Source organism: Marivirga sp. (assembly GCF_024636815.1).
Classification (GTDB): Bacteria; Bacteroidota; Bacteroidia; order Cytophagales; family Cyclobacteriaceae; genus Marivirga.
Map to the genome: position 1 here is coordinate 1 of NZ_JAGXGF010000037.1, position 9,109 is coordinate 9,109.

The window sequence follows — 9,109 nt, forward strand, 5'->3', positions numbered from 1 at the left end:
GGGTAAGCAACTAGAAAAGACTCTAGACCTTAGATTTAAGAATCAAGATTTAAAAAAAGTCTTGGCTATGTAGCCAAGACCTTTTTTTTCCTATCGCCAGCGTCTCGCAGGTGATGATTACTTGTGCCTCTGGCACTTAATAGAGTTAGCAGATACTTAAAATTCAATTCGCCAGGCGAGAGTAATTTCCACTAGCGGGACGCTAGCGGAAGAGAATTTTTTCTATTCCTAGCCTTCTCCTTGTGATTTTTACTATTACCTCTGTCAAATAATTGTACAAGTGGTCGGTGTGGCACACCGACCGGAACCTCAAATGTGATTATACAGTTACTAATTCCCTTCAGCCTCTACCATCTTTTCCTGCTTTGCTGTTTGTAAATTATACCAATCGATTTTTCGGGTGAAGTACATGGTCAGGCCTAAAATCACCGCTAATCCTATGCTTCCAATTAAGAGAGAATAATCTGCTAATTGAAGGGTAACATATACAAATCCATATATTCCAATTAAGGTCAAAATTAAAATAATGACTAGTTTTCGTGCCTTGATAATGTACAGTGCATAAAAAGATATCATCCCTACTATTCCGAAAGTGGAAATAGCATAAGCTAAATTAAAATTGGAATGTTCTGAAATGGAAACCAGCAAAATGTAAAACAAACACAAAGCAAGTCCTACTAAAATATACTGAAAAGGATGGATCCTTTTCTTATTGATAACTTCCACTAAAAAGAACACCAAAAAGGTAAGTGCTATCGTCATGACTGAATATTTGGCCGAGCGTTGGGCTTTTTTATAATCATCTACTTCATTCAATAAATTTACTCCAAAGGCAGAAGCATCTAGTTTATCTTTCATACTCCTACCCGACCAGCTTTGCGGATAGTTTCTATTCAATTCCAGAACATTCCAAACTGCATTAAAACCAGCATCATTTACATCTCTATCTTTAGGGAGAAAATTGCCTTTAAAACTTGGGGAAGACCATTCCGATTGTAGATTCACTTGAGTAGTCCCCCCTACTGGAATGAATGTTAAATCCTGACTTCCTTGCAAGGATACAGAGAATTTAAAGTGAATATTTTTTCCCTCTTGAGCAGCAATGTCTTCTGGATAAATTGTAATTCCAGAACTAATCAAATCAGTGATTTTACTACCCGATTCGACTCTTAAATTCTCATCACCCCATTTAAAATTGATATTATTTCCTATACCTCTTAAATCAGAGAATCCAATAGTTAGGAAAGCTTTTTCATATTGAATTTCCTGTAAATGATTTTCATCAAAGCTTAAATCCATATCAAATATACCATCAACATTCAAATCCGAATCATAGACCACCACATCATAAATCCCTCTATTTAATTTTTGAGGATTTAGTTTACCATTAATATTTAACTTTTGCGGTAAAACATAATGATAAACAATAGTTTCTATCATTTTCCCATCCTTTTCATATTCATATAAAAGCGGTATGGTTAAAATTGGACCATTAATTTCCTGACTGTTTGCCCACTTACTACTGACTTCAGCAATTGCCTCTTCCTGCAAGCTTTGTCTTTCCCTTATCACATCATTAATCATAGCTGAAGGAATCAGCAAAAGCAACATCAAAATTGTGATGGTTAATAGTTTTAGCATCACTGAATTCTTAAGCCAATTGCTCATTTTCTCGAATAGATTGTTTTCATTTTCCATTTTATATTTAATTAAGAGTACTTTGTATTTCAAAGTATAGTTGTAAAAAAATTTTATTTCAATAAATTTTCAATTGCATTTATGTGTGCTTTAAAAGCTTGTTTGCCTGTGTCCGTTGCCTTATAAGTGGTATTGGGTTTTCTATCTACAAAGTCTTTTTCAAAACTGATATACTGCTTCTTCTCTAAATTTTTTAGGTGACTGGCTAAATTACCATCAGTAACCCCTAATAATTCTTTTAAAGAGATAAAATCAATCTTATCATTCACCATTAAGACAGACATTATTCCCAGACGCACTTTATTTTCAAATGCCTTATCAAGATTGTTGAGTATATCCTTCACGATCCGTACTTCAAATGCATTCTAATTCCATATATAATATGCAAAAGTCCAAAGCCTATTGCCCAAAAAAGCAATCCAAAACCAATAAAGTAAAGGCCTGTTAATCCCAATACTATTTCTGCAATTCCAAGACTTCTGATATCATCTAAAGTATAGTTACTGGCATTTACCAAGGCTAGTCCATAGAAAATAAGGGTAAGGGGAGCAATAACGCCAATATATCCATTCACTATAAGAATTATGCAAACCAAACCACCAGTAAAAAGAGGAATAGCTAAACTGGCCACTAAGCGTTTAGCTTGCTTATTCCAAAGTTTTTGTCCTTTCTTTTTACTAGTTCGGTGAGTGAGCAATAAAACTGCACCTAAGGCCAATATTAGAGTAGATACTGCCAATACCAATATATTCCAAAAGGAATCTGAAGTTAAACTCACTGCTCTAAAAGTATAGTAATCTGATTCTATATAGATATATTGATAGGCAACAAAGGCAGATACTAGTGCAATGATGCCTGCCACTACTCCCGAAATCCCACTAAGAGAAATAAACCGACTAGAGCGATCCATCATTTCTCGAATTTCTTTTATGTCCTGAAGATATTTTTCCTGATTCATTCCTTTAACTTTGTAATTCAAAGTACATTGAAATAAATTAGATTTGCAAGGGATCAGTAATAAAATTAAAAATTAATTTTCTGGTTTAGCAGGCTGACAACTATTCTCTATGTATTGATCCCTTAGCACATAGGTCTTTTCATAATTCAAAGGAACCCTGCCTGTTGTTAATGTACAGTTAAAGCTAATTTCATCTCCTTCACTAATTTTATGAAAATCAGGATTTGGTGCAAAAGTGGTTTCACAATCGATCGGTCTAGAAAAATCTTGAAGTCTGTTGAAAACAATTCGGTTGATTTGATTAGTCAAATCTCCTATCTCAGCTTCAGAAGGCAAATATTTTAAAAGGGATTCTGTAGGAATAAATTTTATATCTCTTCCTACCACTTTTCCAGACCTAATAATGGTATCATCAACAATTTCAAATTCATTTTTAAAAAAAGTATGTACATAGGCTATTTTTACAAAATTTTCATCTTTTGAAAATTTAAGTCTTTGATATTCAGGAAGAATTTCTTTTCTATTGTTCAAATTAACAAATGAATCTATCGGCAACTTTCGTTTATCATACCATATTTCATGTTTTTGATATTCATAACCTTCTAATACGGTTCCATCATCTTGCTTTTCAGTCATGCATCTTGCGTACATATTCACTTCAGTAGCCAAATAATGAAAGCCATTTTGCTCTCGAAAAAAAGGTAACTTATAAGGTTTTTTTAATTCCCACTTACCTTGATATTTATAACATGGAAAATCACAATTTTTAGGTAATTGCCCTAATTTGGTGTAAGGACTAACAAAAGCAGATTCAAAGCTCCACTTCAATGTATAATCCTTGGGAATCTCTTCATCCGTTTGATTGCTACCAGATGAATTATAAAAGATATTATAACCAATAATTGATAACAAAACACCCAAAATCACAAATAAGATTGGCTTCAAAACTGAAAACCTTCCATTTGAACCTCCTTCTACCTTATTTTTTAATTTATCAACTTGATTCCCCAATTTATCAATTAATTGCAGTCGGTTTAAGTTTTGGTTAGCACGTTGATATTCACCCTCAGTAGCTGAACCATTTATCAAGCGAGAAAATTGAGCATCGCTATAACCTAACTCTCTTGCAATTTCAGAATTACTTGATTTTTCAAAACGGTGATGCGATTCATCGTAATTTCCGTATCTTTTTTTAAGAGATTTTACAAATTCAGCAAATAATTCTTCCATAAATATTGAGGTGGTGAAATAGTATTAAATTATTGATATTCAATATTTTAACTCGTTGAAAATCGTTGAAAATCGATAATAATTGATATAATTTATCGAAATAAAGTTTAAGTTAAAAATTCATTTTAAATTAAAGTTGAATCGACAAATAAATATAATCTATGAAAACGACTTTTTACTTATTTATGATGAGTATTTGCATGCTCTGTTATAGTGGTGTGCAAGCTCAGACCAGAACCGTGTCAGGTACTGTTACTGAAGCATCTTCCGGACAAACACTGCCCGGTGTTAATGTAACAGTTAAAGGTACTAGTACTGGTACCACTACAGATTTCGATGGTAATTATAAATTATCAGTTGATCAAGATGACGTCTTAGAATTCTCCTTTATTGGATATACCAAGCAAAGTATAGAGGTAGGATCTAAAAGCGTAATCGATGTGATTTTACAAGAAAACATAGGGCAGCTTGATGAGGTAGTAGTTACTGCGCTGGGTTTTGAAACTGATGGAGACGAAGTAGGGTATGCAAATTCACAAGTAGATAATGAAACCATTGTGAAAGCAGCAGAACCTAATTTATTAAACTCTCTATCAGGTAAAGCTTCAGGTCTTAGCATATCTCGAAATTCAGGAGACCCGGGTGCTGGAGCCTTTATTCAAATAAGAGGAGCCAACACTATATTAGGTGATGGACAGCCTTTAATTATCGTAGATGGTGTGCCAATCAGTAATGATAATAGAGGTACAAATCAAATTGCACAGCAGTCGCGATTAAATGATATTAACCCCAATGATATTAAAAATGTCAGTATTCTTAAAGGTGCTTCAGCTGCTGCACTATGGGGGACATCCGCACTTAATGGAGCCATTGTAATAACCACAAAAAACGGTAACTACAATCAGGAACTGAAGGTATCTGTTAAAAGCACTTATTCACTTGACCAAATAAACAGAAGGTATCCAATTCAGACTCGATTTGGTCAGGGTTCAAATGGCGTATGGGAAAGTGGTACTAGAAGCAGTTGGGGTGATAAAATTTCTGAACGTCCAGGTGGGCCAGATGAATTAGATACCTCAGGAGAATACTTTGTGGATCAAGATGGAAGAACCTACTATCCTATTACTTCAAAGAACTCAACAGAGACTTTCGCTGATGAAAATTTTGATCAAGTATTTCAAAATGGACACTTTTTAGAAAATAATGTCAGTTTATCTGCTGGAGATGAAACAGGGAAAGTTTTCTTTAGTGTAAGTAATTTGGATCAAGAAGGAATTATTAAAAACAATTCAGACTACAACAGAACCACTGCCAGATTCAATGGTGAAAAATTGCTTAACAATTATTTTACTTTCAATGCTAATATTGCTTACACAAAAACTAATTCAAATAGAATTAGAAGAGGTGCGCAATCTTCTGGTCTATATTTAGGCTTATTAAGAACGGCTCCAGACTTTAATAATGTAGGCTACAGAGGTACTTATTATCCTAACCAAGACGCGGCAGGTATTCCTAATGGACATAGATCGTATAGAAATCCATTAGGGAGTGGAAACGCGGGCTATAACAACCCTCTTTGGACTATCAATGAGCAAGCTGATATAGCTTTAGTAGATAGATTTTTGAATAATTTTAAATTGACATATGCACCTTTAAAAGGCTTGGAATTCATTGCTAGAGCAGGCTTAGATACTTATGCGGAAGAGAGAACACAGTTTTTTACTCCAGGTTCTGCAGCAGGTGGTTTTAGAACAGGTTTATTTGAGAAATCTCTAAGCAGAAATACAATTTTTAACACGGATTTAATTGGTAGAGCTACTCGCGATATTAATTCACAACTAAATGCTTCCTTATTGGTAGGGTTAAATTACAATCAGAGAACTCGCACATTTGCTGGAAGTGAGATCAGAAATTTTATACAATTTGCTGATGTTGAAAGTGGTACAAGAGATATTGATAATGCTACTCCTGAAAACAGAAGTGTATCAATAAGTACGGAAGAAAGAAGAAAAGCAGCATTTTACAGTGAGTTAACCTTGGATGCTTTCGATCAATTATTCGTTACTGGTACGATAAGAGGTGAAAGTTCATCTACTTTTGGTAGTCAGACAGACCCTACTTTCTGGTTCCCATCAGTGAACGTAGCATGGCAATTCACAGATTATATCGATTTAGATTTCTTTTCTTTCGGTAAGCTGAGAGCTTCTTATGGTGAAGTAGGTCGCGAGCCTGATGAATATAGAACAAACAATGAGATAGTACAACCTAACTTTAATGATGGTTTAGGTGGATCATTAAATACTGCTCAGTTCGGCAACGGTGGATTTACCCAGAGTGTACTTTTAGGAAATCCATTCTTAGGTCCTGAAAGAAAGAAAGAATTTGAAGTGGGTATGGATTTAAGATTCCTAGAGGACAAACTATCCTTAAATGCAACTTTTTATAACAATAAGACAGAAGATTTATTTCTTTTCCTTCCAATTGCCAATACAAGAGGGTATGATAGAATTTTCGCCAACGCTGCTGATATCCAAAATGAGGGAGTTGAAATTGATTTAGGATATGAGCTTTTAAATACGAAGGACTTTTACTTAAGTACAAATTTCATTTATTTCCAGAACGAAAATTTAGTCACCGACTTAGTTGGTGTGGAAACTGTTGGTTTGGGAGGTCTTTCTGCTGTGAATGCTAGAGTGATTGAAGGACAACCTTTTGGTGTACTTTTCGGGTCTCGTACACTTAGAGATGAGAGCGGAAATATCGTTTTCGATGAAAATGGATTCCCCGAACAAGATCAAACTGATGGAGTGATTGGCGATCCTAATCCAGATTGGAGAGGTTCTTTTATCACTAACTTTAACTATAAAAACTTTGGACTATCAGTTTTATTCGAAACGTTTCAAGGTGCTGACATGTACGCAGGGACTAAGTCAGTCTTGTATGACTTAGGTACTTGGGGAGCTTCAGCAACTGAAACAACCACGAATCAAAATTTATTAGACTATAATGGAGATGTGATTCCGGCAGGAACAACCTTTAGAGGAGTAGTTAAAGATTTTGGTGCAGGACCAGTAGCTTTAACTCAAGATTGGTACGAAGGAGATGGCGGTTTCTTCGGTGGAGGGAATGATGAACTATACATTGAAGATAGATCTTGGACTCGATTAAGAAGAATTGAACTTTCTTATACTCTATCTAGCCCTTGGATTAAAGATAATGGCTTTGAGTCTATACAATTATCAGCGACAGGAAGAAACTTAATCCTCTGGACTGATTTCGAAGGTAACGATCCAGATACCAATTTAGAAGGAGTTAGTAATGCTCAGGGTATTGACTATTTCAATAATCCAAGCACTAAATCCTATGTTTTTTCAGTCCAACTTAATTTCTAAATACAATTATCATGAGAACATATATTAAACTATTTATATTAGGAATTCTTATCTCCTCAGTAGCCTGTCAAGAATTGGTGAACGGTGATGAAGATATTAACATAAATCCAAACAACCCTACGTCAACGGGCCACGAGAGTGTACTAACGACCACTGGTGTAGGACAAATTATCTTGCAAAATGGAGAGACCTCTCGATTAGCAGGTATTTTGGGAGGAACACATACAGGGATTGCCCGTCAATATGGAGGATACAACAGTTATTCTATCACTACTGGTGATTTAGATGCTATTTGGGATGACTTATTCATCCATAGCTTTAGAAATGCCAAATTGACTGAAGAATTAGCTACGGAAGAAGGGATCTCAGGAATTACAATTGGAATTGCTCAAGTGCATCAGGCACTTGCTATTGGTAGTGGTGCCGGATTGTATGGAAGTCTTCCCTTTGATGATTTGGCTCAAATTGACATCGACAACCCTGCATTTGAAAGTCAACCTCAGGTATATGCAAAGGTACAGGGATTACTAGATCAGGCAATCTCCAACTTGGAGTCTGGTCAAGGAAAGCCATTTACAAATTCTGATATCTTCTTTGATGGTGATGCATCTGCCTGGTTAGAAGTAGCATATACGCTAAAAGCAAGATTTTACATGCATACCAAGGAATATGCAGAAGCCTATTCTGCTGCGCAAAGTGGTATTTCAGCGTATGAAAATTCTATGCAGGCTCCTTACGGAACAGCCCTAGATGCTGCAAATTTAAATTGGCAGCTTTGGGAAAATGAGACACAAGGAGATGATATTGTAATCTCTGAATTTATGGTAAGTTTAGTCTCTCCAGATAACACGGAAAGCCCGGATTTTACCAATTACAGAGGAAATGCAAAGACGAATGAGACAGCAAGATATAATTACTTATTCTCAACTAATGACAATGGATATCAGACGAATCCTGCAGATGGTGCATTTGGAGGTCAATCTACACCTTCCCCTATGGTCACTTACCAAGAAAATTTACTAATTCTTGCTGAGGCTGGCCTTAGATCTCAAGGTTTTAATGTTGGATTAGGACATTTAAATGAGTTTAGAGATTTTATGGCCACTGGCGGATATCTGGGAAATGTAGATTTAAATAATTTACAATATGATCCATATACCACCACCGATTTCGATAATGGTGGGCTAGAAAATTCTAATGGATTAAGTGCTGACGATGCACTATTAAGAGAAATACTTGAAGAGCGTTATGTTACTTTATTTAGTCAGATAGAAATCTTCAATGATGTCAGAAGAACACAGGATGAAATCAATGTGAGAGTACCCGTGGAGCCAAATACTGGATCTGATCTCCCACAAAGATTTATTTATCCGCAATCAGAAATTGATAGGAATGACAATACACCAAGTCCTATTCCAACTTTATTTGACCGAACGGCTGTAAATCAATGATTATGAAGAAAGGATTCGGTTTTATATGGATTTTCATATTTGGAGTCTTTTTTTCAACCCCTCTTCTCAGCCAGAATAGTGGAGAGGATAGTCTCAAGGTTCTTTTTGTAGGAAATAGTTATACCTACTTTTGGAATCTTCCCCAAACTGTAGAAGCGATGGCTCACTCGCAGGAATTTCCGCTTATAGCGAGAAAATCCACTGCGGGTGGAACCACCTGGAAACAACATTGGGAAGGAGATAAAGGACTCCAAACAAAAAAAATCATCCAGAAGGGTGATTGGGATGTGGTGGTTTTACAAAATCATAGTAAGAGCACTGTTGAGAATCTAAAGCAATTTAATGACTATGGCAATAAACTAATTCAATTAGTTAAGGAA

General features: G+C 35.5%; 6 protein-coding genes and 1 pseudogene. 3 read left to right on the forward strand and 4 right to left on the reverse strand.

The annotated features are described in order from the left end of the window. Positions 1 to 330: 330 nt before the first annotated feature. The 4 genes from creD to Q0L29_RS03090 form a co-directional block, all read right to left on the reverse strand. Complete coding sequence (creD, locus tag Q0L29_RS03075; protein ID WP_296618983.1) at positions 331 to 1,698, reverse strand: cell envelope integrity protein CreD; 1,368 nt, start codon at positions 1,696 to 1,698, stop codon at positions 331 to 333. 53 nt (positions 1,699 to 1,751) lie between these two features. Beyond that, complete coding sequence (locus Q0L29_RS03080; RefSeq protein ID WP_296618991.1) at positions 1,752 to 2,045, reverse strand: transcriptional regulator; 294 nt, start codon at positions 2,043 to 2,045, stop codon at positions 1,752 to 1,754. Beyond that, complete coding sequence (locus tag Q0L29_RS03085) at positions 2,039 to 2,656, reverse strand: hypothetical protein (RefSeq protein ID WP_296618985.1); 618 nt, start codon at positions 2,654 to 2,656, stop codon at positions 2,039 to 2,041. The genes Q0L29_RS03080 and Q0L29_RS03085 overlap by 7 nt, the downstream gene beginning before the upstream one ends. Before the next feature lie 72 nt (positions 2,657 to 2,728). Beyond that, complete coding sequence (locus tag Q0L29_RS03090) at positions 2,729 to 3,886, reverse strand: hypothetical protein (protein WP_296618986.1); 1,158 nt, start codon at positions 3,884 to 3,886, stop codon at positions 2,729 to 2,731. Between the two features lie 161 nt (positions 3,887 to 4,047). Between Q0L29_RS03090 and Q0L29_RS03095 the strand changes: the two genes are divergently transcribed. The 3 genes and pseudogenes from Q0L29_RS03095 to Q0L29_RS03105 form a co-directional block, all read left to right on the forward strand. Beyond that, positions 4,048 to 7,278 carry a SusC/RagA family TonB-linked outer membrane protein gene (locus tag Q0L29_RS03095; protein ID WP_296618987.1) on the forward strand — a complete coding sequence of 1,077 codons (3,231 nt, stop codon included), beginning with the start codon at positions 4,048 to 4,050 and terminating at the stop codon, positions 7,276 to 7,278. A gap of 11 nt (positions 7,279 to 7,289) precedes the next feature. Next, positions 7,290 to 8,729 (forward strand): SusD/RagB family nutrient-binding outer membrane lipoprotein, encoded by a 1,440-nt coding sequence (locus Q0L29_RS03100; RefSeq protein WP_296618989.1) that lies wholly within the window; start codon positions 7,290 to 7,292, stop codon positions 8,727 to 8,729. 2 nt (positions 8,730 to 8,731) lie between these two features. Then, a pseudogene (locus tag Q0L29_RS03105) lies at positions 8,732 to 9,109 on the forward strand (hypothetical protein); the annotation flags it as partial.

Excerpts from the sequence above, each read along its gene's own strand:
- Q0L29_RS03095 (WP_296618987.1), top strand. The coding sequence starts at position 4,048 with ATGAAAACGACTTTTTACTTATTTATGATGAGTATTTGCATGCTCTGT.
- Q0L29_RS03085 (WP_296618985.1), bottom strand. The coding sequence starts at position 2,656 with ATGAATCAGGAAAAATATCTTCAGGACATAAAAGAAATTCGAGAAATG.
- Q0L29_RS03100 (WP_296618989.1), top strand. The coding sequence starts at position 7,290 with ATGAGAACATATATTAAACTATTTATATTAGGAATTCTTATCTCCTCA.
- Q0L29_RS03090 (WP_296618986.1), bottom strand. The coding sequence starts at position 3,886 with ATGGAAGAATTATTTGCTGAATTTGTAAAATCTCTTAAAAAAAGATAC.
- creD (WP_296618983.1), bottom strand. The coding sequence starts at position 1,698 with ATGGAAAATGAAAACAATCTATTCGAGAAAATGAGCAATTGGCTTAAG.